Below are 25,797 nucleotides of genomic sequence, written 5' to 3'. Positions count from 1 at the left end.
CTGGCATGTGTGATGCACATCATGCGGGGAAAGCGATTTTATGTCCGCAATGTGATTTGCTGGTGACACTGCCGGCACTGAGCCCGGAACATAAAGCCAATTGTCCCCGCTGTGGAACCTCGCTGACGGTTAACTGGAACGCGCCGCGTCAGCGGCCAACCGCCTATGCGCTGGCCGCGCTGTTTATGCTGGTGTTGTCGAACCTGTTCCCGTTCATCTATATGAAGGTGGCGGGGATCACCAGTGAAGTGCGCATGCTGCAAATTCCTGAGGTGATGTTTTCTGAGGATTACTCAAGTCTGGGCACATTTTTTATTCTGTTTGTCCAGCTGGTGCCGGCGTTTTGCCTGGTCACCATATTGTTACTGGTAAACCGGGTAACCATGCCGCAGAAGTTAAAATATCGCCTGGCCCGGGTGCTGTTTGCGCTGAAAAGCTGGGGCATGGCGGAGATCTTTTTAACCGGGGTACTGGTCAGCTTCGTGAAGCTGATGGCCTACGGGGATATCGGGGTCGGCAGCAGCTTCATTCCCTGGTGCCTGTTCTGCGTGCTGCAGCTCAGGGCGTTCCAGTGTGTGGATCGCCGCTGGCTGTGGGACGATATCGCGCCAGCGCCCGCCTGCCCGGTGCCATTTAAAGCCGGAATGACCGGCCTGCGCCAGGGGCTACGCTCCTGCTCATGCTGCACGGCTATTCTGCCTGCCGGGCAGCTGGAGTGCGGCCGCTGCCATACGAAGGGCTATCCCCGTAAACGCCACAGCCTGCAGTGGACGGTCTCATTACTGCTGACGGCGATTATGCTTTATTTTCCGGCCAATATTTTGCCCATCATGACGACCGATCTGCTGGGAGACAAAATGCCTTCCACCATTCTGGCCGGGGTGATTTTACTGTGGAGCGAGGGCTCCTACCCGGTGGCGGGGGTGATTTTTATCGCCAGTATTATGGTGCCGACCCTGAAAATGATTGCTATCGCCTGGCTGTGCCTGGATGCCCGCGGCCACGGTGTTGCGCGCGATCGGGAGCGGATGCACCTGATGTATGAAATTGTTGAGTTTGTTGGCCGCTGGTCAATGATCGACGTGTTTGTTATTGCAGTGCTTTCTTCGCTGGTGCGGATGGGGGCTCTGATGAATATTTATCCTGCTATCGGAGCGTTGATGTTTGCCATGGTGGTGATTATTACCATGCTCGCAGCCGCGATGTTTGATCCCCGGTTATCCTGGGATCGGGTGCCGGATCCTGACCATGAGGAGTTAAACAAAAGTGGAAAATAACAGCGGGGATGCCAAGGTATCCAGGGTTAAGCACTGGTCACCGGTGTGGATTTTCCCGATTGTGACCGCACTGATCGGCGCGTGGATACTGTTTTACCATTACAGCCACCAGGGGCCGGAGGTGACGCTGATCACCACAAGTGCGGAGGGCATTGAAGGGGGAAAAACCACCATCAAGAGCCGCAGCGTGGATGTGGGGATCGTGGAGAGCGCAGTGCTGACCGATGACCTGCTCCACGTGGAAATTAAAGCGCGCCTGAAATCCGGTATGGAAAAGCTGCTGCACGGGGATTCGGTTTTCTGGGTGGTGAAGCCGCAGATTGGCCGTGAAGGTGTGACCGGGCTGGGCACCCTGTTGTCCGGTGCCTATATTGAGCTGCAGCCGGGGGTAAAAGGGGAGAAACCCGGGCGCTATGAGTTGCTGGATTCTCCGCCGCTGGCCTCGCCGGATGCTAAAGGTATCCGCATTGTGCTGGAGAGCGATAAAGCCGGCCAGCTGAACCCGGGGGATCCGGTGTTGTTCCGCGGTTATCAGGTGGGGTCTGTGGAGACCAGCACCTTTGATCCGAATAAACGCGATATGAATTATCAGCTGTTTATTAAGGCGCCCTATGATCGTCTGGTCACCAATAATGTCCGTTTCTGGAAAGACAGCGGCATCAGTGTTGATTTGAGCTCCAGTGGGATGCGCGTTGAGATGGGCTCGCTGACTACCCTATTCAGCGGTGGGGTGAGCTTTGACGTGCCGACTGGGCTGTCGGTAGGGGAGCCGGTAGAAAATAAAACGGCCTTTAAACTGTACGATGATGCACGCAGCATTGCCGATTCGCTGTATACCCAGCATATTGACTTCCTGCTGTTCTTTAAAGATTCGGTGCGGGGTCTGCAGATTGGTGCGCCGGTAGAGTTCCGCGGCATGCGCCTGGGGACCGTGGTCAGCGTGCCGTTTAACGTGCCGGGGCTGCACCAGGACGTGGGCGATGATTACCGGATCCCGGTACTGATTCGACTGGAGCCGGAGCGTCTGGCCAGTGAGTTTGGCGAGACACCGAAAATGGATCAGTTTAATAACCTGCTGATGCGCGGCCTGCGGGCCAGCATGAAGACCGGGAACCTGCTGACCGGGGCGCTGTATGTGGATGTGGATTTCTATCCTAAAGAGCCGAAACTCAAAGAGATCAAAACGGTTGCCGGTTATAACGTGATCCCGACCGTGTCTGGTGGTCTGGCGCAGATCCAGCAAAAACTAATGGATACACTGGATAAGATTAACAATATGCCGGTGAACCCGCTGCTGGAGCAGGCGACCTCAACCCTGAGTGAAAGCCAGAAAACCATGCGGGACATGCAGCAAACGCTGGCCAACGTGAACCGGCTGACCGCCAGCCCGGAAATGCAAAAACTGCCGGCCGATATGCAGAACACTCTGCTGGAGCTGAACAGAAGTTTGCAGGGCTTCCAGCCGGGATCTGCGGCCTATAACAAGATGGTTGCCGATATGCAGCGGCTGGATCAGGTGCTCAGAGAGCTGCAGCCGGTATTGCGTACCATCAACCAGAAGAGCAATGCGCTGGTCTTTGAGGCGAAGGATAAGCCCGACCCGCAGCCGAAGGGGGCAAAATAATGAAAAAGTGGCTATCGCTGGCGTTCCTCGCCACATTAACGGCCTGCAGTAGCACGGTGAAAGATACCTGGTATCAGCTTCCCATGTCGTCGGCCACCCAACCGGTGGCCATGGGGGAGGTTAACCAGCACTCCCGGTTGTTGTGGGTAGAGCAGGTGGTGATCCCTGATTATCTGGCCGGTAATGGCGTGGTGTACCAGACTACTGACGTGCAGTATGTCATTGCCAAAAATAACCTGTGGGCGAGCCCGCTTGACCAGCAGTTGCGCAATACGCTGGTGGCTAACCTCAGCGCGGCGCTGCCGGGCTGGGTGGTCTCTTCCCAGCCGCTGGGCAGCCAGCAGGATGTGCTGAGCGTGAACGTGACCGGCTTTCAGGGGCGTTATGATGGCCGGGTCGTCGTTAGCGGTGAGTGGCTGTTAAAACATGGCGGGCAGCTGACCAAGCGGCCTTTCCATATTGAGCTGCCCCAGGAGCAGGACGGCTACGACGCGATGGTAAAAGCGCTCGCCAGCGCATGGCGCCAGGAGGCAGGCAGTATCGCCGGTGCCATCGCCGGTCTGTAATTTCCTTAGTCTGTAGCACAAAAAAGCCGCGCTTTATGCTGATATCAGCAAAGCGCGGCTTTTCTTTATCTGCCAGCACGTTATCTGTACGCGGTGCTGCGCTGTTGCGCAATATAGTCGTGAAATATGACAATGGTGTGAATTTTGCGCATTGACGGCGGAGATTTTGCGCGTTATTGATAAAGGGTGATTGCGCATTTTGTAATCATTGTTTTCTTTTCCACCAGACGCAAATAATGAGGGAAACGAGGCATGAAGAGACAAAAACGAGATCGCCTGGAACGGGCACATCAGCGGGGTTATCAGGCCGGTATCACCGGGCGCTCAAAAGAAATGTGTCCTTACCAGGCATTAACGCAACGATCACACTGGCTTGGAGGCTGGCGAAAAGCCATGGAGGACAGGGTCGCTATTGCCTGACACCGTCTCTTTAGCGTATTTGAAACCTCCGCAGTGCGGAGGTTTCACGTTTATGCAGGGCAGGATCAGAACGCAGAGGTATCTTTGAACAGGCCCACTTTCAGGTCATTCGCGGTATAGATTACGCGGCCATCTACCAGCACTTCACCGTCAGCCAGGCCCATAATCAGGCGGCGGTTGACCACACGTTTGAAGTGGATCCGGTAAGTGACTTTTTTCGCGGTAGGCAGTACCTGACCGGTGAATTTCACTTCACCCACGCCCAGGGCGCGGCCTTTGCCTTCACCGCCCAGCCAGCCGAGGTAGAACCCTACCAGCTGCCACATGGCGTCCAGACCCAGGCAGCCCGGCATCACCGGATCGCCAATAAAATGGCAACCGAAGAACCACAAATCCGGATTGATATCCAGCTCGGCTTCCACATAACCTTTATCAAAGTTACCGCCGGTCTCCGTCATTTTAACGACACGATCCATCATCAGCATGCTGGGTGCAGGTAATTGTGGGCCTTCAGCACCAAACAGCTCGCCACGCCCGGAAGCAAGAAGGTCTTCTTTTGTGTAAGATTCGCGTTTATCTACCATGTTTACTATAAGCCTTATTTTAATGAGGGACGCAGGTTAGCTAACACTTGTACGCTGAACAAGTCCGATCAGTTATGGTTGAACCAGTTTAACCAGCGCAACGGCCACGGATAACGGTTCCGGCCCTCCTGCTGGCTGGCCTGAGCAATCCGCTCTGAAATTGCCTGGAGCAGGGAAGGGCGTCCTTCTCCGTCCCAGATAACGTTAGTCAGCAGGGGAAGCGCATCTTCTACAGAGTCTACTCCCCACAGGGAGAAGGTGCCGCTTTCTACTGCGTCGAGAATATCCTGATGCAGCGACAGGTGCTGCACATTCGCCGTGGGAATAATCACCCCCTGATCGCCGGTGAAGCCGCGCTGTTCGCAGATCCGGAAGAATCCTTCAATCTTTTCATTAAGCCCGCCGACCGGCTGTACGCGCCCGAATTGATCAACAGAGCCGGTGATAGCCAGATGCTGACGAATGGGAACGTCTGCCAGGGCGCTGATTAAGGCGCACAGCTCCGCCAGAGAGGCGCTATCGCCGTCCACTTCGCTGTAGGACTGCTCAAACGTAATGGAGGCGGAAAAGGGGATCTGCTGCTCCAGTTGCAGCTCGGACATCAGGAAAGCCTGCATGATCATCATGCCCTTGGCATGAATATTACCGCCCAGCTCCGCTTTACGTTCGACATCGGTAAACTCGCCGTCGCCAATATGCACCACACACGAAATACGCGACGGCTCGCCAAAGGCGCGGGGATGGCCCGGGAACTCAATAACCGACAGGGCGTTAATCTGGCCGACCTGTTCACCTTCGGTTTCAATCAGGATCTGCTCTTGCAGGATCTCATCCTGCATACGCCCGGCAAGATAATTTTCCCGCCATTCCCGCTGGTCCAGCATGGTGCGAAACTGCTCAGCGCTAAAGGGATCACCGTTACTGATAATGGCGACTTCTTTGAGCTGGCGCTGGATCCACCCGGGGCTGAGCGGCAGGATGCTCTGATCGCCACTGTAACGGACGGCTTCTCTGAGCAGTAGCGGCCATGCGTCTTTTAACGGGAGCGGCAGTTTCTGCTGCCCGGCGATGGCGCTTATCCAGCCTGTCCAGGCGGTTCTGGCATCTTCCTGTTCGAGGCTGAGCGTCTCTTCAAACTCGCAGTAGATGGCCGACTCGGCAAGCTCCGGCTCGGTTTCCTGGAAATCTGCCATGGCCTCCCGGTCACCGGTGAGGATCAGTTTAACGTCAAGGGGCATACCGGGAATCGACAGCGGCAGTGGGCGGGTCTCATCCGGAGAGAGCCACTCAAAACGCTGCCGGGTAACCATCTCTTTCAGGCGCAGCCACAGTAAGGGTTGCGCAAGCACGCTGCGCATCGACAGGATCAATACGCCGCCGTTTGCTTTATGCAGCAGGCCCGGTTGCAGGGTGATACCCTGGTTGTGCTGGCGCACGCAGCCAAACAGCTGGTCGTTTTCTATCCACTCTGCTGTCACCACCTCTCCCGTGGCGGTAAAATCACCGGCACGCCCGCCAGCGGCGGTAAAGGTGACGGTGTTGCCGTCAATCAGATAGTGCCCGCCGTACTGGGTTGCGCCGGGAACATGTGTACGGCGCACGGCGTCGGTAATCAGCGCCAGTGTTTCGCTATCCTCAGGGGCGCGAAGCAGCAGGGTACGGGAGTATCCCCACGGATGGCAGAATTGCTGTAAGCCGTAACACAGGCGCGCCTGCACTGTTTCAAATGCATCTTCAGTACGGGTCGCGGGCAACGGAGCGTCAAAGACAGATTGCCAGGAGTCTGTCTCAGGTATCAGTACACGCCATGGAAGTTGATTTATGGTCAAGGTAGTGAATTATTCTTCAGATGATAAAGCGGCAATTATACAGGAAGTGGTCAGGCAGCACACGTACCGGCGCCATCTTTTGAGGGCGGGGGAGGTATCTAACACCAGATATGCAAAGGAATTTTGTAACCTGATTAAGGTCCGTTATTATCTTAAGCAAAGTGATGAAATGCTGATATCCTGAAATGAAGTAGCAAGGTGACCCGAGAGCAGAATGAAATATCAACAACTGGAAAATCTCGAAAGCGGCTGGAAATGGAAGTACCTCGTGAAAAAGCATCGCGAAGGGGAGCCGATAACCCGTCATCTGGATAAAGGCGAGGAGCAGGACGCCCTGAAGCAGTTGCTGGCGCTGGAAAATGAGCCGGTGAAAGTCACGGACTGGATTGTTCGCCATATGAATCCGGCGCTGAGCAACCGGATGAAGCAGACTATCCGCGCGCGGCGTAAGCGGCATTTTAATGCGGAGCACCAGCACACCCGTAAGAAATCTATCGATCTGGAGTATCTGGTGTGGCAACGCCTGGCGGGCTTGTCCCAGCGCCGGGGTAATACGCTGTCAGAAACAATAGTACAGCTGATAGAAGACGCGGAAAGAAAAGAGCAGTACGAAACGCAAATGTCGAGCCTGAAGCAGGATTTACAGGCGCTGCTGACCAAAGAGTAACTGGCGGTCAGCGCCTGTTGCCATAGTGACGCACTGGCTGAAAAAGCCATAAAAAAACCCCGCCGGAGCGGGGTTTTTTGTCATTGTAAACTTAAGCCTGCGGCTGAGTTACAACGTCTTTAACGCCTTTCACTTCGATCTCAACACGACGATCCGGTGCCAGGCAGTCGATCAGAGCAGCACGTTTCTTAACGTTGTCACAGGTGTTACCGGTAACCGGGTTAGATTCACCCTGGCCCTGAGCAGTGATTTTACCTGCCGGGATACCTTTAGATACCAGGTAGTCAACAACGGACTGAGCACGCTGCTGGGACAGACGCTGGTTGTAAGCGTCAGAACCGATGCGGTCGGTGTAGCCCAGAACAACTACTGCGCCGTCTTTCGGATCCAGGTTGCTCAGCTGGGTGTACAGCTGATCCAGTGCCTGCTGACCTTCCGGTTTCAGGGTAGATTTGTTGAAGTTGAACAGTACGTCAGACTTCAGGGTGAAGTGTTTGGTCTGTACCTGAGGAGCCGGGGCCGGAGCCGGAGCTACAACCGGTGCAGCTTCGTCCTGACCGAAACGGTAGGAAACGCCCACGCTCAGCATGCCGTTGTCCGGACGAGTACCAACGGTACCAGCGTCACCAATGTTGTTGATCCACTGGTATTCCAGACGAGTAGCGATGGACGGGGTCCATGCGTATTCAACACCACCTGCGAATACCGGAGAAACGCCGGTATCGTGGTTGCTACGACGATCGCCGCCAACTACGTTGTTTTTAGCGTCAGCGCGCCATACCATACCACCCAGACGGGTATAGATATCCAGATCGTCATAGATCGGGTAGCTGAGTTTAGCAGTCAGCTGAACGCCCTGAGATTTGAAAGCGCCGTTAACCTGGTCGCCTTTGTACGGCATACGGCCTAACCAGTCGTAACCACCTTCAAATGCCAGGTACGGGTTTACCTGATAACCACCGAACGCGCCTGCGCCCAGCTGGCTTTCATGAGTAGCACCGTTGTTGTTCTGGTAGCCATTACCGTAGAAACCGGTGTCATGATACTGAGACCAACCCAGTTTACCACCTGCGTACCAGGTATTATCTTTAGGAGCGGCCTGCGCTACAGTAGCGAAGCCAGCCAGAGCCACTGCAATTGCGATAGCTGTCTTTTTCATTTTTTGCGCCTCGTTATCATCCAAAATTCCCGCAGGCTTTAAAGCTATTTTAAAGCCGACGGTTAAATCCTTCACCAGACAGGCATTCATTTGTAACTGTGCTGATTGTTTCAGCTTATGATGAACACCCCAGGTACGGTAAAGTCTACAACGTCGCGAAAAACTTACAAGTGTGAAGTCAGTCAGGTATATGAATAAAAACGATCAGTTTTTACAAAACTCAACATTTTTGCTGTTTTTTTGACCCACAAAAATTCAGCAATATCACGGCTAAACCCTGTAGTTGTGGGGTTTTCTGCTGTGTAACAAGTAGTTGACGGTAGCGCAAAAAAAAAGTCGGGACAAATCTGAAAATTTACTTAATGATACAATCCAGAATGAATTTTTAGAGAATTTTGTGGTCCTGACTTCACAGAATGCCCTGGAGTGGGACGCATAATCAGGCCAATCGCGTTACCCTGTTCCGCTGCGTTCGTCAGCCTGCGATGATCATAGTCTGATAATTCACCAGGTAACCACCCCACCACCACACTGTAGTTACCGGTACGCAGTGCCTTTTCCATGGCGTCTACCATGGTAGAAGGCCCCATCTGGCTGACCTGCATCACCTTCGATAAAGGAAGGCCCACATCCTGCACCCAGTGGCGGCTCAGTTTTTGCTGCGGGGTAAGCCACAGCTGCCAGCGTGACTGCTGCCCCAGTTGTTGCAGCAGCGGCAGTAACAGTAACTGTGTTAACCCAGGCTGACCCTCATTATAGACAACTTCACTGACCAGCCCCTGGCATGCATTCCGGGCGCGATGTGTTTCCCCCGCAACAGGGTGGGCGGCAGGGCGGGTATTTCTGACAGTGTGCTGAGCAGGTGAGTGCATAGTCGGTTCATCCTTACGGTGTACTGTATGAATATACAGTAATCCGGTGCGGCGTAAAGATCAACCGGAATTTCTGAAACTGACTCGCAAATTCTCGCTGTACTTTGCCGGATCATAAAATTGTGATTGCCCGGGATGATCAAGTTGCTTAACGTGCATATAGCGGATCCGTTAATAGAGCAAACTGAACTTTATCTATTAATTAATAAGGATTTTTATATGAAAAAAGCATCGCTTGAGCGGATCCGGGCATCCCGAGAATACTTGTCAGAACTTGGGGAAATTAAGCACCGGGCGCTGTTTGGCGGGTACAGTCTGTTTGTGGACAACACCGTGTTCGCCATGGTGGCAGAAGGGGAGCTGTATCTGCGCGCCTGCGAGCAGGCCGCAACCTACGTGAGCCGCCGGGAACCCGGGATGCTTTCGATCCATAAACGGGGCCGGGCGGTGGCCTTACAATACTACCACGTTGATGATGAGCTCTGGGAAGACAAGCACCAGCTGTTAACCCTTTCCCGCGAGTCACTGCGCTGTGCGCAGGATGAAAAGCAAAGCCGCAAGGCAGCGCAGCGCCTGAAAGATCTGCCTAACTTATCGCTGAGAATTGAAATGCTGTTGCAGGACGTGGGGGTCGATGACGTTAACACCCTGATCCATCTGGGGGCCCGGGCATGCTGGATAAAATTGCGCAAAGTGCATCCGTTTATCGGCATTAATATTCTGTATGCCCTGGAGGGCGCCATTCGCGGGGTGCACCTGGCGGCGCTCCCGGCGGCGCGTCGCCGGGAGCTACAGGAGTGGTGGCTGGCCTTACAGCGCGACCGTTCAGGCAATCTGTCTATAGATTAGCCTGGCGCCGGAGCCGGGTTATCTCTGGCAGTAGCGCAATGATCAGCCCGATTTGCTGAATGACCAGCGGCTCTTTGGTGTCGCTGTCTGGCTGGCAGGCCCTGATCCGCTCTGATAACCCGCTGAATGCTTTGCTCACCCGTTCTTCATCAACCGGCCGCTGGTGCAGAGCATCATCCACATAGCAGACTGCGTCATCCAGCAGGCCGAGGATATCCGGGCGGGTGAGTTTTTCCCTGTGGGCCCCGAGGGCGGAAATATAACTGTTAAAGGTATGGTTCAGGCACAGCAACCGGAACGCATTATCCCTGTCTTCCTGGGTCATTCCCGGCTCTGACGACATATTCGACACCACCGAGGCAAAATCCGCATCGCTGTTGTGGGCGTCCCGCCGGGCTATGCGGTAGGCAAGCCGGTTATCCCGCCCCTGGTGGTACTGCTCCAGAATGGCATCCAGATAGCGGCAGTTGGCGTCCAGCGCCCGGCTCACCACGCGTGGCAGGTGGCGGAATTTCCAGTCCGGCCAGATAAAGCTGACCGCCGCCCAGGCGATGGCACAGCCCAGCAGGGTATCGATAACCCGCGGTAGCGCCACCTCAAACCCTTCACCCAGCAGGTTGAAACAGAGCAGCACCAGCAGGGTGATAAACAACGTAGCGTGGGCGTACTGCACATTACGGAAGGCAAAAAACAGGACCCCGGTAATCACAATCAGCAACAGCTGGCCCTCCACGGAGGGCACCAGCCACAGCACCGGCAGGCCAATGGCAACACCGGCCAGGGTGCCGACAATACGCAGCGCCAGGCGGTGGCGCGTGGCGTTGTAGTTTGGCTGGCAGACAAACAGGCTGGTGAGCAGGATCCAGTAACCGTGCTGCATCCCGGTTATCTGAATAAAGGCATACCCGATACTGAGCACCACCGACATTCTGACCGCATGGCGAAACAGGGCAGACTCAGGCGTAAAATTGCGGCTCAGCCGCAGCCAGATATCGCTCATCCCGTGCAGGCTGTCGTCCGCGAGGGTGTTTTCCGTGCTGCCCGCCGGTGCCGCCAGCGCCTGTTCCGATTCAACGGTCGCCAGCTGCGCATCAATGGCGCGCAGATTCTTCATAAGGAAGCGAATCGCGTTCATTTCACTGCCGCTCAGCCCGCAGTTGCCCAGCCGGGAGATGGCCGCATCAAGGTGCGTAAATGCCCGTTCAAACCAGGGATCATGCTGGTAAGGCCGGTTTTGCAAAATGGAGCGGGAAAGTTTCTGGCAGGCGAGGGCCTGGGTAGACATCAGGCGCTGAAAACGAAACATAATATCGCTGTGGCGCAGCTTCTCCCGCAGGGCCTGATACTGCACGTGGGAAGAGCTGGCCCGCTCCTGAATATCCTGCGCGAGGAAGTAATAATGCAGGGTGCGCCGGGTGCTGCGTTGCCCGCGGTCACCGCGCAGACGGGTCAGCAGGGAGCCTTTGGTCTGGTTGAGTATGGCAACCAGCTGGCCGTTAGCCAGCGCCAGTTCAAGCGTCGGTGCCTGGCTTTCGTTTTCAATATCCGGATCAAATAACCGGGATTTCAGCTCCAGATAGCTGGCCAGCTGATCATAGCAGCGGGCCAGGTTGTCCTGTAGCGGGCGGATGGGAAAGAGCAGGTGGCCCACCAGGGTGAGCAGGTTATACCAGACAGCGCCTGCCAGTAATAACAAGGGCTGCTGATACCAGTGCTGATAGAGCGAAATGCCCAGCATGGTGTAGATAGCAATCAGCAGGGCCCCGAACGCAATGGTGGCATAGCGCTGGCCAAGCCCACCCAGCAGAATAAACCCGCAGCTGGAGAGCATCAGACCGAGGGCAAATAACCACGGATAGGGGAATAACAGTTCAACCGATGTAGAGGCGACCAGAAAACAGCACAGGGTTATCAGCAAATTACGTAACCTGCCGGTGAGCCGGTCGTCAAGATCGGTCAGCGCGGCAGCCACCACCCCCAGGGTAAGCGGAATGGTTAACGTGACATTACCCAGATACCAGGGCAGCCCCGTAGTACCGCTAAGGGCAAGTAAAATTCGGACGTTATACAGCCAGGTACTCTTCCATGTATTCCGGTGTAACAGCGGGCTTAGCATGAACAGCAGTTCCTTTTACTATTGAAAACGACGGCGGGCGCTCGCTTCCCGCGCGGCCTGCGCTACTTCAACCGGTACCACCCGGCGCCCCACCGGCCATAACGCGATGGCGGCAATTTTAAAATTGGCGATCCCCACCGGGATCCCGATGATGGTCAGACACTGGGTAATACCGGCGGCAATATGCAGCAGGCAGAGCCACCAGCCAAAAAAGATAACCCACAAAATGTTAAGCAGTGTCCCGCCGGTGTTCATTAACCGGCTTTTGCTCTCCGGCGCCAGCTCATCCACATGGACAGCCTCGTTGCCAAAGGGTACCAGGGATAATTTGGTTATCTCCCAGCAGGAGCGGGTGAGCGGTAATGTGAAAATACAAATAATACTGACCACGGTAGCCAGCAGCCATGAGAGCGTGGTCAGAAAACCGCCAAGAACAAAGTTGAGAACGTTAAGAACAGTACGCATAATTCCCCCGGATAACGCTGACAAATAAATACGCCCGCAAGTGTACCGTGTTTTTTACCCTGGAGCGTGATTTCTCAGACAGTTAAACTAATAACCTTTCTGCCTACTGGGATCTGGATGTCATGGAACTAAAAGCAACGGCGCTGGGGAAGCATCTGGCACAGCACCCTTATGACCGGGTTAAGCTGCTGACCGCCGGGGTTGAGGTTTCCGGCGATCGTCACCGGTATCTGATCCCGTTCAACCAGCTGATTGATATCCATTGTAAGCGCGGCCTTGTCTGGGGTGAGCTGGAGTTTGAGCTGCCGGATCAGAAAGTGGTGCGTTTACACGGCACCGAATGGGGTGATACCCAGCGTTTTTACCAGCATCTGCTGGGGCTCTGGCAGCGCTGGAGTGAGGAGATGGCGGCGATCACCGCCACCGTGCTGGATGAGCAGGCCGCAGCGATTAACGCCACCGGGCAGGGCGAAAAATGGTTAAAACGCAGTGATATTGCCGGCCTGCAGGGCCAAATCCGCGAGGCGCTGAGCGCACTGCCGCTGCCCCATGCGCGAATCGCCTTGTTTGATAACTGCCAGCCCGCCTGGTCTTTGTGCCTGGCCTGGCTGGAGAATGGTGAAGCGCAGCGCCAGGCGGCGAACCAGCGCTACACCCGGAAGATGCTCAGCGACTACCAGCCATTTTTCCAGTCAGTCGAAAGTAGCCCGCTGAACCCCTCCCAGGCCCGGGCGGTGGTAAATGGTGAGGCATCCACACTGGTGCTGGCAGGGGCCGGGAGCGGTAAAACATCGGTTCTGGTGGCCCGGGCCGGGTGGCTACTGGCCCGGGGTGAGGCCAGCCCGGAGCAAATCCTGATGCTGGCATTCGGGCGCAAAGCCGCCGAAGAGATGGATCAGCGCATTCAGCAGCGCCTGAATACCGGCGATATCAGCTCGCGCACCTTTCACGCGCTGGCGCTGTTTATTATTCAGCAGGGAGGGCGCAAGCCCCCGCAGATAAGCCAGCTGGAATCGGACACTGCCGCCAGCCAGGCACTTTTGCTGGATACCTGGCGCCAGCAGTGCAGCGAGAAAAAAGCCCAGGCCAAAGGCTGGCGCCAGTGGCTGACGGAAGAGCTGGGCTGGCAGGTGCCTGAGCAGGATTTCTGGCGGGATGAGAAACTCAGCCAGCGCCTGGCCCCGCGGCTGGTGCGCTGGCTGGGATTATTGCGCATGAGCGGTAACTCCCAGGCAGAGATGATTGCCCGCTGCCCGGATGATTTGCAGGATATCTTCCAGAAACGTATCCGGCTGATGGCGCCGCTGCTGAAAGCATGGAAAACTGCACTGAAGCAGGAAGAGGCCGTTGATTTCTCCGGGCTTATCCATCAGGCGGTGAATGTGCTGGATAAAGGCCGGTTTATCAGCCCCTGGAAACACATTCTGGTGGATGAGTTTCAGGACATTTCGCCCCAGCGGGCGGCGCTGATTGCCGCGCTGCGCCGCCAGAACCCCCATACCACGCTGTTTGCCGTGGGGGATGACTGGCAGTCTGTATACCGGTTCAGCGGGGCTGATCTGGATCTGACCACCCGGTTTAATCAGTTTTTCGGGGAGGGGGACAACTGTGCGCTGGATACCACGTACCGTTTTAACAGCCGGATTGGCGAGGTGGCTAATCAGCTCATTCAGCAAAACCCTTTCCAGCTGAAAAAGCCCCTTAACAGTCTGGTAAAAGGCGACCGTAAGGCGGTAACGCTGCTGGTGGACTCTCAGCTGGAGAATTTGCTCGATAAAATGAGCGGTTACGTGACCGCAAGCGAGCGTATCCTGGTGCTGGCCCGCTATCACTATCTGCGCCCGGCGATACTGGCGAAAGCCGCCACCCGCTGGCCAAAGCTGAATATTGATTTTATGACAATGCACGCCAGTAAGGGGCAGCAGGCGGATCACGTCATTGTGCTGGGGTTAAAAGAGGGGCGCGACGGTTTCCCGGCCAGCGTGCGGGAGTCGGTCATTGAGCAGGCGCTGTTACCCCAGCCGGAAGACTTCCCCGATGCAGAAGAGCGCCGCTTGCTGTATGTCGCCATTACCCGGGCGCGCCAGCGGGTCTGGCTACTGTTTGATAAAGATGCCCCAGGCGCTTTTGTGGAGGTGCTCAGACACCTGGGGGTTGCGGAGGCCAGAAAACCGTAGTTATTTCAGGCGCTCATCCAGGTAGCGCTGATAATCCGGGATCAGGATATCAATCGGCTGTTCAATCTTCGGCGATTCGATGATCAGATCTGCCGTTGCCAGATTGGTGGCGACCGGGATATTCCAGACGGTCGCCAGGCGCAGCAGGGCTTTGACGTCCGGATCATGCGGCACGGCATTAAGCGGATCCCAGAGGAAGATCAGCACATCAATCTTACCTTCGGCGATCATCGCCCCTACCTGCTGATCGCCCCCCATCGGGCCACTGAGCATGGCGTTAACGCTGAGCCCGGTCGCGCGCTGGATAAGATTACCCGTGGTGCCTGTGGCGTACAGCGTATGGCGCGAGAGCAGCGTTTTGTGGATCTCTACCCAGTTCATCAGCGCGTTTTTACAGTGGTCGTGCGCAACAAGGGCGATATGCTTATGGGGCGTGAGGGTTCGCGTGGTCAGTTCCATGGTGTTTTGGCTACCTGAATGTCAATAATAAGATGCCCGACAGCTTACTGTAAGTGGCCCGGGCTGCAAGTCGATCACATCAAAAAAATCGCGCAGTGATGGTATTTTAACGTATCAGCCGGTTACTGAATGGTCTGGTGGATGCGATCGGGCCTGAGCCATGAAAAACGCACGCCGGGCGATGGCTGGGTAGCGCGGGTAAAACGCGGCTGGGAGGCTATTTTCCCGGACAAGTTATACTGGCGCGTGAGCTGCTCGTAGTTGATGGCGTCTGCCGGGAGCCTGTTATCGACGGGCAGTATATCCTGTGTCACCGGCAGTGGCTGGCCGGGTTCATCGGTCAGCGTAATGCCCGGGTGCTCATCAAAATACCGGGCCTCTGCCAGGCTGTTAATCTGCGGTGGCTGTATCGACACATGGCGGGCGCTGCCGGTACTGAAGGTGAGAATTACCGGGGCCGACAGGTAGTGAACCCGGAGATTGCCGTGGGGCAGGTTTCTTTCCACACGTAAGACAATCTGATGGATACCCTTGTTAAGTTCAATTTGCTCAGCCCCGCGAACCAGAGAGGGGGAGATCCGTTTCCCGTCCAGCACCAGAAGTTCGATGTCGCCCGGCAGATGCAGTGTGGTCGCGCTGGTTGCCGCACTGAGCAACAAGAGTACAAACATCATGCAGCACTTCATAATGGCTCCGGTCAGCGTGAAAATCATTCATCCGTGACGCATTTTTGCGACGTACTATTAACATATAGACATATTTCGAGAAATATTCTTTATCTTAGCGTTTCATGGGGTGGCCTGTCAGTGGTATACCTGTCTGCCACCGCACATAAATACCAGGAGTGATGATGAATGATGAGCTGATTGCCGGGATCCTGAACAGTACCCGCACTATCGCGCTGGTGGGCGCCAGTGATAAGCCGGATCGCCCCAGCTACCGGGTCATGGCCTTTTTGCTGGATAAGGGCTACCACGTTATTCCGGTATCACCAAAAGTTGCCGGTAAAACCCTGCTGGGCCAGCAGGGGTATGCCACCCTGGCCGATGTACCAGAGCCCATTGATATGGTGGATGTTTTTCGTAATTCAGACGCCGCCCTGGAGGTCGCCAGAGAGGCGATAGCCGCAGGCGCCCGGAGTCTGTGGCTGCAACTTGGGGTGATTAATCATGAGGCCGAAGCACTGGCCCGGCAGGCCGGGTTACAGGTGGTGATGGATCGCTGCCCGGCGATTGAAATTCCGCGCCTGGGGATAACCGGTAAATAAAAACCCGACGAGTCGGGTTTTTATCGGGGGTATGCGTGGCTAGTTGCGTAATCGTGGGGCCTGCAACTGCTGGCGGATAGACGCCGCCAGCTCATCCATTGAGGGTTGCTCCGGATGCTCCTGCGGAATTTCGCCGCTGAGCTGTGCTTCTGCAAGATAGGTATGGACGGCCTGCCCATCGTCATCTTCCATCACAACGTGATACCAGGGCGATGCCCGGAGCTCTGCGTTAACAGCAAGATCATCCGCTGTGGGCTCATCCAGTGAGTATTCCGGATCGATATCGACCACCACGCCCAGATAGCCCAACAGGGAGTGGCGTACTTGCTGGCCTATGCCGAATTTGCTGGCAATCATAGTCACCTCCCGGGGATTGTTACTTAGCATCTATATGCGGGTAACTTTCCTCATTTCAAGTTACATGACGCGACAGGCAAACCCCTTCAGATAGAGCCCTTCCGGATAGGTTGCAATAACCGGATGGTCTGCAGCCTGGCGGAACTGCTCTATAAATTGTACATCACAGTGCGCATCCAGGGCCGCATCCGCAATAATTTTCTGGAACAGCTCTGTTGTCATCAGCCCTGAGCAGGAGAATGTCAGTAAAATGCCGCCGGGGTTCAGAAGCTGCAGGGCCAGCATATTGATGTCTTTATACCCGCGGCAGGCACCGGCAAGCTGGCTTTTATTTTCAACAAACTTGGGCGGATCCATCACGATAACATCGAATTTATCGCCGTTATCCCGGTATTTGCGCAGCAGTTTGAAAACATCGTCGCGGACAAACTCTGCCTTGCTGACATCCAGCCCGTTGAGTTCAACATTGCGTCTGGCAATATCCAGGGCTTCCTGAGAAGTATCCACGCTGACCACCTGGCGGCAGTTACCCATCAGTGCGGAAACAGCGAACCCACCCGTATAGGAAAAACAGTTAAGTACGCGTTTACCTTCAGTGTAACGGCGGGTGGCGTAACGGCTGTCGCGCTGATCCAGGTAGTAGCCGGTTTTATGGCCATTCTGGATATCCACCAGCAATTTCATGCCGTGCTCTTCAATGGGAAGCAGGGCGGGGGGAAGCTCCCCGGATACGGGGCCCTGAACCAGTTCCAGACCCTCTTTTTTGCGTACAGCAACATCAGAACGATCGTAAATACTGCACTCAGGGTACAGCTGTTGCAGGGCGCTGATAAGCGCAGGCCGCTGGTATTCAGCCCCGGCAGAGAGCAGCTGTAACACCAGAAAATCGCCAAAGCGATCGATGGTTATCCCGGGTAAGCCATCAGATTCACCGGCAATCAGCCGGTAGCTGTCCAGGCCGTCCCGTGCGGCGACAATAGTACGCCAGGTTTGTGCGCGCTGCAGGCGGCTGAGGAAAAAATCGTTATCGATATTTTCCCGGGGATCAAAGGTCCAGACACGGGCCCGGATTTGTGAAGCGGGTGACCAGGCGCCGCGGGCCAGCCATTTGCCCTGGTGGTCGACAATATCAATCGTTTCACCCAGTGCCACTTTGCCTTCTACCCGCGCAACAGCGCCAGAGAAAACCCACGGATGGTGGCGCAGCAGGGATTTTTCACGGCCTTTAGCCAGGACTAAACGGGGAAATCCCGGTAAACCGGTTTGCGGGCTTTTTGGTGCGGCGTTCATCAGGTACTCCCATGGAAAAATACAATGATACAGCCAGGGCGCAGGTTGAATGATAAGCAGGCAGCTGCGCCACGGCTGGAAACGGCGCGTAGGGTAGCACATGTGAACGGTTCAGAGCTTGCTGAAATGACGGCTACAGCGTTTACATGCGATTAAAACGGGCGAAGCTGGTTTTTAGCTCCGGGAATGACAAGGGTTTTGAAAAGTAGAACCCCTGGAAAAAGTTAACTTTATCGGCCAGATAATTTACCTGGTAAGCATTCTCAACACCTTCCACAATAATAGTGATGTTCATATCATTCGCCATATCAATAACATAATCAATTAATTTTACCGGGTTGCCGTCATCGATAACCGCATTAACGAAGAGTTTGTCGATTTTTATAATGTCGATAGCCAGGGTTTCCAGGTAATTGATATTTGAAAATCCTGTACCAAAATCATCCAGCGATATTTTAATGCCGTTTTTTCGCAACTCGGTTATTTTTTCTTTGAGTTCGGCATCTTTATCAAAAGGCTCCCGCTCTATGATTTCCGCCGTAAGTGTTATTGTATCTTTGGGGAATTTATTAATGAAACGAGTACATTCGGAGATAAACTCCGGGCTCTGAATATGTGAGGTAGTAACATTGAAGCTAATATGGAATGGTGATTTCTCGCTGAACCATAACGAGGGGAGCTCATTACCGGCCTGGACCATGATTTTGCGCGTTAATGGAATAATAAGCCCGCTTTGCTCAGCCAGAGGGATAAACGCATCCGGGGGAATAACCTCCCCTGAGGGGGTCACCCAGCGGGCCAGAATCTCGATACCGTACAGCTCTTTTGTGCTGTTATTGATGACGGGCTGATACCAGGGGACGATCTCGCCGCTGGCGATGGCGTCTTTTAACTCCTCATAGATACTGGCATTGCGGAATAAATGCTTGCGCAGAATCAGCCCGGTCATTATCGCCAGGATCAGTGTCAGTAAAAGGGACGCTTTCCCTGCCTGTATGTAATGGGATAACGGAATACTTAATGCAGATGAGAATGCCACTGAAAAGGGATATTTCTGTGATTTAATAACATGGTATCCGGCTGTTTTTTCATTATCATTAATATGAATATCACCTGACTGGGTCAGTGTCTTATCACCGATCTGAATAGTCAGCGGGCGCTGGCTATTGAGTATTTTTAAGGACTCAGATATCCACGCAGCACTAAAACTTGAAACCACCATCCCCTCCGGGAAGGGGGTCTGAAGCACAATTACTTTCTCATCCGGCGAGATTTTATTATCGTTAATAATTGTCAGTTTCTGCTGCGTGTGGGGGTTATAGTTAACGTTGATGGCGTCTTTATCACCAAAAGATGAACACAGCAGTTTTTCATTGAGATAGGTATTTATAAGCCTGATATGGCGAATGCTGACGGCTATTTTTTCCAGCGCAATAATGGTGTCCAGGGTACAGGCGGCAGGTAAATAAGGGCGGGCTTTATCTGCCGCCAGTCTGGCCTCATCCAGCAGTGAGTCAATATTATTGACTGTTCTGGAGGCCGTGGCGGCTGTCTGGTTGATTTCAGTATTAATAACCTGTAGCCAGGTTAATGCTGCGCCAGACAAAATTACACCTATAACGCTGGCAGTAATTATAATTATTCTTGTTTTTCTTCTCATTATTACTCTTTCTGACAACGACGGTTATTTCGACAGCGCTATACTGAATACCGGTATAGTATAGATCATGATAAGTAAAAATAATAATTATGTGTAACATTTTAATTTTCAATAGGTTATTAAAATAAACATATAAGCGGCGCCAACGGAAAACGTGATTTTCAGGTTACGTTTGGCTAACAGTAAAGATACTGCCATAATTTCTTATGCTGCACGGTAAAGAGAAAATGCAGCGGCAACATAGAAATACAACGCAGCGTGCCAGGTTATGGAGAGCAGAATGTCAACAACGTGTACAGTATGCTGGGTTTATGGCCGGGTCCAGGGGGTAGGGTTTCGCTACAGCACCCGGCGCCAGGCGCTGAGCCTGGGGCTGAGTGGATATGCCCGGAACCTTGACGATGGCAGCGTTGAGGTGCTGGCGTGCGGGGCTGAGGAGCAGGTAGCGCAACTGATAGGCTGGCTGAAGGCCGGAGGGCCATGCAGCGCCAGAGTTGATAATGTGGTCACAGAGCCCCGTCATTCCGGGCATGAATGGTCAGATTTTGAAATCCGCTATTAAATACATTTTACCGGTTTAGGAAGACCGGCAATTTTTGTGGCCTGCTTCGCCGGGCCCTTCGGGAACAAGCGGTACAGATAGCGGCTGTTTCCTTTTTCATCGCCATATTTTTTAGCCATGGCTTTCACCAGCATACGGATGGCGGGGGAGGTATTAAACTCCAGATAAAAGTCACGCACAAAGCGGACAACTTCCCAGTGCTCCGGGGACAGGGAGATGCCTTCTCCGGCTGCGATAACCTCTGCGAGCCCTTCACTCCACGCAGAACTGTCCTTCAGGTAGCCTTCGCTATCTGTATCAAACTCTTTACCATTGAACGTAAGCATAACTTTTCCGGTTACTGATATTAAAACGCCCGCCAGTGTAGCAAATTTTTCCTGCGGCAAAAATAAAGCCCCGCACGTTACCGTGCAGGGCTTTGGGGTTATTCAGTTGCCAGGTCTTAATCGCGGCTGGCAAAGCCCAGAATGCTGAGCAGGCTGACAAAAATATTGTACAGGGAGACGTAAAGGCTCACTGTGGCGCGGATATAGTTGGTTTCACCGCCGCGGATAATATTGCTGGTTTCAAACAGGATGGCACCTGAAGAGATCAGAATAAATACCGCGCTGATAGCCAGATGCAGCGCCGGCAGCTGCAGGAAGATATTCGCCACCATCCCGATCAAGACCACAACGATACCCGCCATCAGCATACCGCCGAGGAACGACATATCTTTGCGGGTGGTCAGCACATAAGCGGAGCAGCAGAAGAACACCAGCGCCGTGCCGCCCAGCGCCATGGCGATAACGTCGCCCATACCGGCCGACAGGTAAGCGTTCAGAATCGGCCCGAGGATGTAACCCAGGAAGCCGGTAAAGGCAAATGCCGCCAGAATACCGGTGGGCTTATTTGCCAGACGATAGGTGAGGAACATCAGACCATACATGCCGACCAGTGTCAGAATCAGCCCCGGAGCGGGCAGTGCAAATACGGTGCTGGCGGTCGCCGTCAGTGCTGAAAATGCCAGCGTCAGGCTTAACAGGAAATAGGTATTACGCAGAACTTTGTGCGTACTCAGTAGCGATGTACGGTCGCGTGAAGAGGTAACAATGCGATCCATAATAACTCTCTCTAATTACAGGTGTTGTCAGCTTATGAGAATAGAAAAGCCCTGTTCAGGGGGGAAGGGCTTTTACCCATCTTTACTCAGCACGGATTGTACCAGTAGGGGGGATGCGGAAAATGTTTCCCCTGCTGATCTCTGTTTTATTATAGTTGCTGGCCGCGAAGTGCTCCGTTCCCCGGCGGATAACTGAGCGTAATGGCTGAATATTCACCATAAAAACACGAATTGGTGATTTTTGCGGCGGTTGAACACATTCCCGCTTTACAGCGGCCCGGGGGATGTTTATAGTTCGCCTCATTCCGGAAGTGTGGCCGAGCGGTTGAAGGCACCGGTCTTGAAAACCGGCGACTCGAAAGGGTCCCAGAGTTCGAATCTCTGCGCTTCCGCCATATAAAAGAAGGGGTTACCGAAAGGTAACCCCTTTTTGCTTTGGATCGTCAGAATAGACTTAGAATATTTTTCCTGAATCGATGTCCTGCCGAAGGTGGGGGACACTTTTGTTTTGCGGTTATAAATCAGTGTAAGCATACCCGTTTTAGTTCTACGCACTTTTTGAGATTTCCGGGTTTTCAGCCATCAGCCGGTATTCTTCCGGCGTCAGGTTGTTCAGGGATTCATGAGGTCGCTCGCTGTTATATTCCGTCAGCCAGCGCTCTGTTATTTCCCTTACTTCATTCAGTGTCCTGAACAGAACGCGTTTTCAGTCGGTTTTCCCGGGCGGACAAATTCCAGTTCAACATGGTGCTCCTCCGCCCACTGAGCCAGTGTGACTGACACCAGTTCTGGTCCGTTGTCCATCCTGAGTTTCAGAGGGTATCCAATCCTGTCCAGTACCCGGACCACCCGCTGCGCCGGGATATTCAGATCGATTTCAATGGCCAGGGCTTCGCGGTTAAAATCATCCACCACATTAAACGTCCGGAACCGTCTGCCACAGGTCAGGGCCGCGCCCCGATACCTGATCCCATTAGAAAATTTAGTTGAGAATAATGCGCTGGGCGCGGCAGCCGGTTCAGATCTGGGCTTCTGGTTCGGAAAGACACCGGACTGTGATACAGCCTGTAAGGCAGGTATAGCGAAAGGCATTGCTGAAGGAAACCTTATCGTCTCAGCCGGTGTTGCGGGTGTGGCCGGCGGTGCAATGATAGTGGGTGCGACACCGGAAATCGTGGCGGCGGCAAAAGCAGCACTTGAAGGCTGTAAAGCTGCACCAACAATCTGTCTGAATAATGCCGGGTTGCAGGTAGCGGAAGCGGTGACCCCGGGAGGATTACCAGGCAAAGAGGCAAACGCCCTAGGGGAAATGCCGGGGCGGCAGGATATTACCCACAGCCCCGGTATTTTTACGCCGCGCGCGCGGCGCCAAGAACCTCACCAAGCAGGCGGGTATGGGCTTTCAGCGTTTCCTGCAGGTGGCTTTCGATAACCTGCATATCTGGCTCTGGCCCGTCCTGATACAGCTGATCGGCCCGCTCATCAGACGCCAGACGATACAGCTCCAGAAAGAGTGACAAATCATCCCCGTTGACCGGGAATGCCAGCGGCGCCAGGCTGGCCGCCGCTGCGGCTATGGCCGGATCCTCTGCCTGCTGACACTGTGCCAGCATATCCCGGGCCGCCTGCCACTCTGTTGCGTTTTGCGCCTCTCCCTGCAAATGCGCCAGTTGCAGGCGCTGCAATGCCTGCCAGCAGGCCGCCAGCGCGGGCGTAAGATCAAACAGGCAACCAAGGCGGCAATGCTCCGGCATCAGTAAGTGCCGCGCCAGCACCCGGCCCGTGTCCGAAAGGCGGGCCCCGGTGTGGATGGCGCTGAGTAACTGCGTAAATACACGATTACGTTCCTGCTCCGGGTACTGCTGGGCCAGAAAGAGGATCACTTGCCAGACCAGGGGCGGAATGCCCGGAACCGTTGCCGGGTGTTGCAGCCACCCGGCGACCAGCCGGGGCAGGGCATCTGGCGGTGTCTGTTGTACCCGGGCGAGCACCTGCGAACGCAGGGCGCTGTCACCACTGAAAGCGCCACCGGTGCTGGTCTGCTCCGGGGATTGCAGCAGGCGGTTTACCATGGCGTGCAGTTGCGCCACGTTACCCCCGGTGCAGCGCGCCACCTCCTGGCCGTGTTCAAAGCCTATCAGGGTGGGCACACCGCGCAGGCCATATTCGGCAATCAGCGCGTTGTCCTGATCCACATTGCAGCGCAGTATGGTCAGCTGCTCACCATAGCGGGCGGCAAGCTGTTCAAGCCAGGGCTCCAGGGCGATACAGGGGGCGCACCAGGGGGCCCAGAAATCAAGCAGTACAGGTGTTTTGGTGTCCCGGAGTGCCCGGGAAAGGGTTTCTGCAGTGATATCGATCATACGATCCTCGTTGAATAAAGGGATAAACAGTAAGCTGAGGATCCCCGACACAGGGGGAGATGATGTTTTTCATAGGCAGGCTCCTTATGCTGTTCAGGCGTGAGTGCTGATTTTTGACAAAAACGCTAACACAATAACCTGAAACTATGACGCATTAATGACAAAAAATGGCCGGGTTATGTCAGAACATTTATAACAGTTAACCACCGTTTAAATATGCCCATTATATTTGTCAGGACAATAGTTACCGTCAGAGGAAAATAACGCCCGCGCAGAATTAATTCTGAACGGCAGTGTCCAATATACCGCATAACGAACAACATAACGCTGAGTGCCCCTTTCCCGTGGGCATTCAGCTACCGGTTAGCTATTTTTACAGGGTATCATTTTTATGTTATCAACGCTGCCTGTGGCTTTCAGCTGGGTCTCTCTGGGCTGGATGCTGGTTTTTTTCTGGTATTTTTCGACTGTATTACAACTGGTTATTCTGATTTCCGGCCACAGTGGTACGAACGGCCTGCGTGACTCGCTGCTGTTCAGTTCCCTGTGGTTGATCCCGGCGTTTTTATTCCCGGGCTATTCCATGGTTATTGCAACAGTTGTGGGTATTATTCTCTGGGCCGCGTCCCTCTGCTCACTGGCCTATTACGTTATCTACCGTCAGGAATTTTCCCAAAGCGTCCTGTTTACGCTGTTTGAAAGTAATGCGGCGGAAGCCAGAGAATACGCCAGCCAGTATTTCTCTGCCCGGCTGGCGATTGTGCTGGTGCTCTATACCGCCGTGGGGGTGTTTTTATGGTCGCGCCTGCAGCCGGTCTATTTGCCTGTGCCGTGGCGCTATCTGGTGGCTTTCGCCATTTTTTATGCGCTGCTGGGCCATATGCTGCTGCGCGATATTCTGGTCCGGCGCCGTAAGGCGGCGCGGATTATCGCCCATATTATGTCGCGTATCGAACCGGCCGCCCCCTGGCAGATGGTCAGCGCCTATTATCAGTATCGCTGCCAGCTCGGCAGCCTGCAGGGGCTGATGCAGGAAAATAATCAGCTGCCCCCGCTAGAAGGGCTTAAGGACCGCACCGGCGAAGAGCCGCGCACCCTGGTGCTGGTGCTGGGGGAGTCAACCCAGCGCGGGCGCATGAGCCTGTACGGCTACGGGCGTGAAACCACTCCGTTGCTGGATGCACTGCGCAACACAGACCCCCGGCTCACGGTGTTTAATGATGTGGTGTCCTCCCGCCCCTATACCATTGAAATTATGCAGCAGATCCTGACCTTTGCCGACGAGCTGAACCCTGATCTGTATCTGACCCGCCCCTCGCTGATGAATATGATGAAGCAGGCGGGCTACAAAACATTCTGGATAACCAACCAGCAGACCATGACCAAGCGTAATACTATGCTGACGGTGTTCTCCCGGCAGACGGATAAGCAGTATTACATGAACAATCAGCGCACCCAGAGCGCCCGCCAGTATGATGACGTGGTCTTTGCCCCGTTTCAGGAGGCCCTGGAAGATAGCGCCGAAAAGAAACTTATCATCGTCCACCTGCTGGGCACCCACATTAACTATAAATACCGCTTCCCCGAAAGCTACGCGAAATTTAGCGGTGCCGATGGGGTGGTTCCTCCGGGGCTGAATAGCCAGCAACTGGCCTCTTACAACGATTATGACAACGCCAACCTGTACAACGATTACGTGGTGGCCACGCTTATCGACCAGTATAAGGCCACGGATCCGCATGGTTTCCTGGTGTTTTTCTCCGACCACGGCGAAGAGGTCTACGACACACCGCCCCACAATATTCAGGGGCGCAACGAGGGGGCACCCACCCGGGCCATGTACACGGTGCCCTATTTCCACTGGGTTTCCTCTTCCTGGCAGCAGCGCTACCCGCAGGACTACACGGGTATGACTGACCGGCCCTACAGTCTGTCCCAGTTTATTCACACCTGGTCGGATATGGCCGGGCTGAGTTATCAGGGCTGGGAGGCGCACAATAGCCTGGTGAATGGGGATTTCCGGGCGCAGACCCGCTGGATTGGCGATCCTTACCAGAAGAACGGGTTATGGGATTTTGATAGGCGGCCCCCAGAGGGGGCAGCCACCAGCGGCAAGTAGTACCACCCATAAA

Annotated in this window: 24 protein-coding genes, 1 tRNA gene and 1 pseudogene; 11 read left to right on the top strand and 15 right to left on the bottom strand. The window is 54.5% G+C overall.

The genetic code is table 11. The features are described from left to right. Positions 1 to 5 precede the first annotated feature (5 nt). From pqiA to rmf, 4 genes are all read left to right on the top strand, one after another. Entirely contained in the window at positions 6 to 1,277 is a 1,272-nt protein-coding gene (pqiA, locus tag EBL_RS12000) for a membrane integrity-associated transporter subunit PqiA (protein ID WP_002439594.1), read from the top strand. Beyond that, positions 1,267 to 2,901: an intermembrane transport protein PqiB gene (gene pqiB / locus EBL_RS11995; protein WP_002439595.1), complete on the top strand. Its 1,635-nt coding sequence runs from the start codon at positions 1,267 to 1,269 to the stop codon at positions 2,899 to 2,901. The genes pqiA and pqiB overlap by 11 nt, the downstream gene beginning before the upstream one ends. Continuing rightward, positions 2,901 to 3,467, top strand: coding sequence for a membrane integrity-associated transporter subunit PqiC (pqiC, locus tag EBL_RS11990; RefSeq protein ID WP_002439596.1), 567 nt, complete (start codon positions 2,901 to 2,903; stop codon positions 3,465 to 3,467). The genes pqiB and pqiC overlap by 1 nt, the downstream gene beginning before the upstream one ends. A 252-nt stretch (positions 3,468 to 3,719) precedes the next feature. Continuing rightward, complete coding sequence (gene rmf, locus EBL_RS20015) at positions 3,720 to 3,887, top strand: ribosome modulation factor (protein ID WP_002439597.1); 168 nt, start codon at positions 3,720 to 3,722, stop codon at positions 3,885 to 3,887. Between the two features lie 65 nt (positions 3,888 to 3,952). Here rmf and fabA read toward each other — a convergent pair whose 3' ends face one another. After that, entirely contained in the window at positions 3,953 to 4,471 is a 519-nt protein-coding gene (gene fabA, locus EBL_RS11985; protein ID WP_002439599.1) for a bifunctional 3-hydroxydecanoyl-ACP dehydratase/trans-2-decenoyl-ACP isomerase, read from the bottom strand. Between the two features lie 68 nt (positions 4,472 to 4,539). Then, positions 4,540 to 6,300 carry an AAA family ATPase gene (locus EBL_RS11980; protein ID WP_002439601.1) on the bottom strand — a complete coding sequence of 587 codons (1,761 nt, stop codon included), beginning with the start codon at positions 6,298 to 6,300 and terminating at the stop codon, positions 4,540 to 4,542. Between the two features lie 214 nt (positions 6,301 to 6,514). Here EBL_RS11980 and matP point away from each other — a divergent pair, with 214 nt between their 5' ends. Further along, complete coding sequence (gene matP / locus EBL_RS11970; RefSeq protein ID WP_002439602.1) at positions 6,515 to 6,967, top strand: macrodomain Ter protein MatP; 453 nt, start codon at positions 6,515 to 6,517, stop codon at positions 6,965 to 6,967. 91 nt (positions 6,968 to 7,058) lie between these two features. Here matP and ompA read toward each other — a convergent pair whose 3' ends face one another. Next, on the bottom strand, positions 7,059 to 8,126 hold the full coding sequence (gene ompA / locus EBL_RS11965) for a porin OmpA (RefSeq protein WP_002439603.1): 1,068 nt from the start codon (positions 8,124 to 8,126) through the stop codon (positions 7,059 to 7,061). A 359-nt stretch (positions 8,127 to 8,485) separates the two neighbouring features. Continuing rightward, positions 8,486 to 8,998: an SOS-induced cell division inhibitor SulA gene (gene sulA, locus EBL_RS11960; protein WP_002439604.1), complete on the bottom strand. Its 513-nt coding sequence runs from the start codon at positions 8,996 to 8,998 to the stop codon at positions 8,486 to 8,488. A 219-nt stretch (positions 8,999 to 9,217) separates the two neighbouring features. Between sulA and EBL_RS11955 the strand changes: the two genes are divergently transcribed. Then, positions 9,218 to 9,847, top strand: a complete 630-nt coding sequence (locus tag EBL_RS11955; RefSeq protein ID WP_002439606.1) for a TfoX/Sxy family DNA transformation protein — start codon at positions 9,218 to 9,220, stop codon at positions 9,845 to 9,847. Here EBL_RS11955 and yccS read toward each other — a convergent pair. After that, positions 9,837 to 11,963, bottom strand: coding sequence for a YccS family putative transporter (gene yccS, locus EBL_RS11950; protein ID WP_002439608.1), 2,127 nt, complete (start codon positions 11,961 to 11,963; stop codon positions 9,837 to 9,839). The genes EBL_RS11955 and yccS overlap by 11 nt on opposite strands. Before the next feature lie 18 nt (positions 11,964 to 11,981). Beyond that, a complete protein-coding gene (locus EBL_RS11945; RefSeq protein ID WP_002439611.1) occupies positions 11,982 to 12,428 on the bottom strand; it encodes a YccF domain-containing protein in 447 nt (148 codons plus the stop codon). Positions 12,429 to 12,550: 122 nt separating this feature from the next. On the opposite strand from EBL_RS11945, the gene helD reads away from it, so the two are divergent. Continuing rightward, positions 12,551 to 14,605, top strand: a complete 2,055-nt coding sequence (helD, locus tag EBL_RS11940; RefSeq protein ID WP_002439612.1) for a DNA helicase IV — start codon at positions 12,551 to 12,553, stop codon at positions 14,603 to 14,605. Here the strand turns inward: helD and mgsA are convergent, their stop codons facing one another. Further along, positions 14,606 to 15,064 carry a methylglyoxal synthase gene (mgsA, locus tag EBL_RS11935; protein WP_002439613.1) on the bottom strand — a complete coding sequence of 153 codons (459 nt, stop codon included), beginning with the start codon at positions 15,062 to 15,064 and terminating at the stop codon, positions 14,606 to 14,608. It lies immediately after the preceding gene. 122 nt (positions 15,065 to 15,186) lie between these two features. After that, positions 15,187 to 15,738 (bottom strand): YccT family protein, encoded by a 552-nt coding sequence (locus EBL_RS11930; protein WP_002439615.1) that lies wholly within the window; start codon positions 15,736 to 15,738, stop codon positions 15,187 to 15,189. A 176-nt stretch (positions 15,739 to 15,914) separates the two neighbouring features. On the opposite strand from EBL_RS11930, the gene EBL_RS11925 reads away from it, so the two are divergent. Further along, positions 15,915 to 16,331: a CoA-binding protein gene (locus EBL_RS11925; protein WP_002439617.1), complete on the top strand. Its 417-nt coding sequence runs from the start codon at positions 15,915 to 15,917 to the stop codon at positions 16,329 to 16,331. Positions 16,332 to 16,370: 39 nt separating this feature from the next. On the opposite strand, the gene hspQ is transcribed toward EBL_RS11925, so the two are convergent. The 3 genes from hspQ to EBL_RS11910 all read right to left on the bottom strand — a co-directional run bounded on the left by hspQ (position 16,371) and on the right by EBL_RS11910 (position 19,656). Further along, positions 16,371 to 16,688, bottom strand: coding sequence for a heat shock protein HspQ (gene hspQ / locus EBL_RS11920; RefSeq protein ID WP_002439619.1), 318 nt, complete (start codon positions 16,686 to 16,688; stop codon positions 16,371 to 16,373). 60 nt (positions 16,689 to 16,748) lie between these two features. After that, on the bottom strand, positions 16,749 to 17,978 hold the full coding sequence (gene rlmI / locus EBL_RS11915; RefSeq protein ID WP_002439620.1) for a 23S rRNA (cytosine(1962)-C(5))-methyltransferase RlmI: 1,230 nt from the start codon (positions 17,976 to 17,978) through the stop codon (positions 16,749 to 16,751). A 142-nt stretch (positions 17,979 to 18,120) separates the two neighbouring features. Further along, a complete protein-coding gene (locus EBL_RS11910; RefSeq protein ID WP_232001860.1) occupies positions 18,121 to 19,656 on the bottom strand; it encodes an EAL domain-containing protein in 1,536 nt (511 codons plus the stop codon). Positions 19,657 to 19,918: 262 nt separating this feature from the next. On the opposite strand from EBL_RS11910, the gene yccX reads away from it, so the two are divergent. Continuing rightward, positions 19,919 to 20,200: an acylphosphatase gene (gene yccX / locus EBL_RS11905; protein WP_002439625.1), complete on the top strand. Its 282-nt coding sequence runs from the start codon at positions 19,919 to 19,921 to the stop codon at positions 20,198 to 20,200. Here the strand turns inward: yccX and tusE are convergent. Next, positions 20,197 to 20,526, bottom strand: a complete 330-nt coding sequence (gene tusE / locus EBL_RS11900) for a sulfurtransferase TusE (RefSeq protein ID WP_002439627.1) — start codon at positions 20,524 to 20,526, stop codon at positions 20,197 to 20,199. The two genes, yccX and tusE, sit on opposite strands and share 4 nt — an antisense overlap. 116 nt (positions 20,527 to 20,642) lie before the next feature. Continuing rightward, on the bottom strand, positions 20,643 to 21,302 hold the full coding sequence (gene yccA, locus EBL_RS11895) for an FtsH protease modulator YccA (RefSeq protein WP_002439629.1): 660 nt from the start codon (positions 21,300 to 21,302) through the stop codon (positions 20,643 to 20,645). Between the two features lie 307 nt (positions 21,303 to 21,609). Between yccA and EBL_RS11890 the strand changes: the two genes are divergently transcribed. Next, positions 21,610 to 21,697 (top strand) — tRNA-Ser (locus tag EBL_RS11890). Between the two features lie 152 nt (positions 21,698 to 21,849). Here EBL_RS11890 and EBL_RS20860 read toward each other — a convergent pair. After that, positions 21,850 to 22,253: pseudogene (locus tag EBL_RS20860) on the bottom strand (integrase core domain-containing protein); the annotation flags it as partial. A gap of 398 nt (positions 22,254 to 22,651) precedes the next feature. Beyond that, positions 22,652 to 23,665: a thioredoxin family protein gene (locus tag EBL_RS11880; RefSeq protein WP_002439633.1), complete on the bottom strand. Its 1,014-nt coding sequence runs from the start codon at positions 23,663 to 23,665 to the stop codon at positions 22,652 to 22,654. 391 nt (positions 23,666 to 24,056) lie between these two features. Between EBL_RS11880 and cptA the strand changes: the two genes are divergently transcribed. After that, complete coding sequence (gene cptA, locus EBL_RS11875) at positions 24,057 to 25,784, top strand: phosphoethanolamine transferase CptA (protein WP_002439634.1); 1,728 nt, start codon at positions 24,057 to 24,059, stop codon at positions 25,782 to 25,784. Positions 25,785 to 25,797: the final 13 nt, after the last annotated feature.

Origin of the sequence: Shimwellia blattae DSM 4481 = NBRC 105725 (genome assembly GCF_000262305.1) — a bacterium.
In the GTDB taxonomy this organism is placed as follows: domain Bacteria; phylum Pseudomonadota; class Gammaproteobacteria; order Enterobacterales; family Enterobacteriaceae; genus Shimwellia; species Shimwellia blattae.
Note: the sequence above shows the minus strand (reverse complement) of the source record. Positions and strands in the feature narration are given on the sequence as shown.

Bases quoted from the DNA above. Each gene is read 5' to 3' on its own strand.
- pqiA (WP_002439594.1), top strand. From the start codon at position 6: ATGTGTGATGCACATCATGCGGGGAAAGCGATTTTATGTCCGCAATGT.
- pqiC (WP_002439596.1), top strand. From the start codon at position 2,901: ATGAAAAAGTGGCTATCGCTGGCGTTCCTCGCCACATTAACGGCCTGC.
- rmf (WP_002439597.1), top strand. From the start codon at position 3,720: ATGAAGAGACAAAAACGAGATCGCCTGGAACGGGCACATCAGCGGGGT.
- fabA (WP_002439599.1), bottom strand. From the start codon at position 4,471: ATGGTAGATAAACGCGAATCTTACACAAAAGAAGACCTTCTTGCTTCC.
- matP (WP_002439602.1), top strand. From the start codon at position 6,515: ATGAAATATCAACAACTGGAAAATCTCGAAAGCGGCTGGAAATGGAAG.
- ompA (WP_002439603.1), bottom strand. From the start codon at position 8,126: ATGAAAAAGACAGCTATCGCAATTGCAGTGGCTCTGGCTGGCTTCGCT.
- sulA (WP_002439604.1), bottom strand. From the start codon at position 8,998: ATGCACTCACCTGCTCAGCACACTGTCAGAAATACCCGCCCTGCCGCC.
- EBL_RS11955 (WP_002439606.1), top strand. From the start codon at position 9,218: ATGAAAAAAGCATCGCTTGAGCGGATCCGGGCATCCCGAGAATACTTG.
- yccS (WP_002439608.1), bottom strand. From the start codon at position 11,963: ATGCTAAGCCCGCTGTTACACCGGAATACATGGAAGAGTACCTGGCTG.
- EBL_RS11945 (WP_002439611.1), bottom strand. From the start codon at position 12,428: ATGCGTACTGTTCTTAACGTTCTCAACTTTGTTCTTGGCGGTTTTCTG.
- helD (WP_002439612.1), top strand. From the start codon at position 12,551: ATGGAACTAAAAGCAACGGCGCTGGGGAAGCATCTGGCACAGCACCCT.
- mgsA (WP_002439613.1), bottom strand. From the start codon at position 15,064: ATGGAACTGACCACGCGAACCCTCACGCCCCATAAGCATATCGCCCTT.
- EBL_RS11930 (WP_002439615.1), bottom strand. From the start codon at position 15,738: ATGATGTTTGTACTCTTGTTGCTCAGTGCGGCAACCAGCGCGACCACA.
- EBL_RS11925 (WP_002439617.1), top strand. From the start codon at position 15,915: ATGAATGATGAGCTGATTGCCGGGATCCTGAACAGTACCCGCACTATC.
- hspQ (WP_002439619.1), bottom strand. From the start codon at position 16,688: ATGATTGCCAGCAAATTCGGCATAGGCCAGCAAGTACGCCACTCCCTG.
- rlmI (WP_002439620.1), bottom strand. From the start codon at position 17,978: ATGAACGCCGCACCAAAAAGCCCGCAAACCGGTTTACCGGGATTTCCC.
- yccX (WP_002439625.1), top strand. From the start codon at position 19,919: ATGTCAACAACGTGTACAGTATGCTGGGTTTATGGCCGGGTCCAGGGG.
- tusE (WP_002439627.1), bottom strand. From the start codon at position 20,526: ATGCTTACGTTCAATGGTAAAGAGTTTGATACAGATAGCGAAGGCTAC.
- yccA (WP_002439629.1), bottom strand. From the start codon at position 21,302: ATGGATCGCATTGTTACCTCTTCACGCGACCGTACATCGCTACTGAGT.
- EBL_RS11880 (WP_002439633.1), bottom strand. From the start codon at position 23,665: ATGATCGATATCACTGCAGAAACCCTTTCCCGGGCACTCCGGGACACC.
- cptA (WP_002439634.1), top strand. From the start codon at position 24,057: ATGTTATCAACGCTGCCTGTGGCTTTCAGCTGGGTCTCTCTGGGCTGG.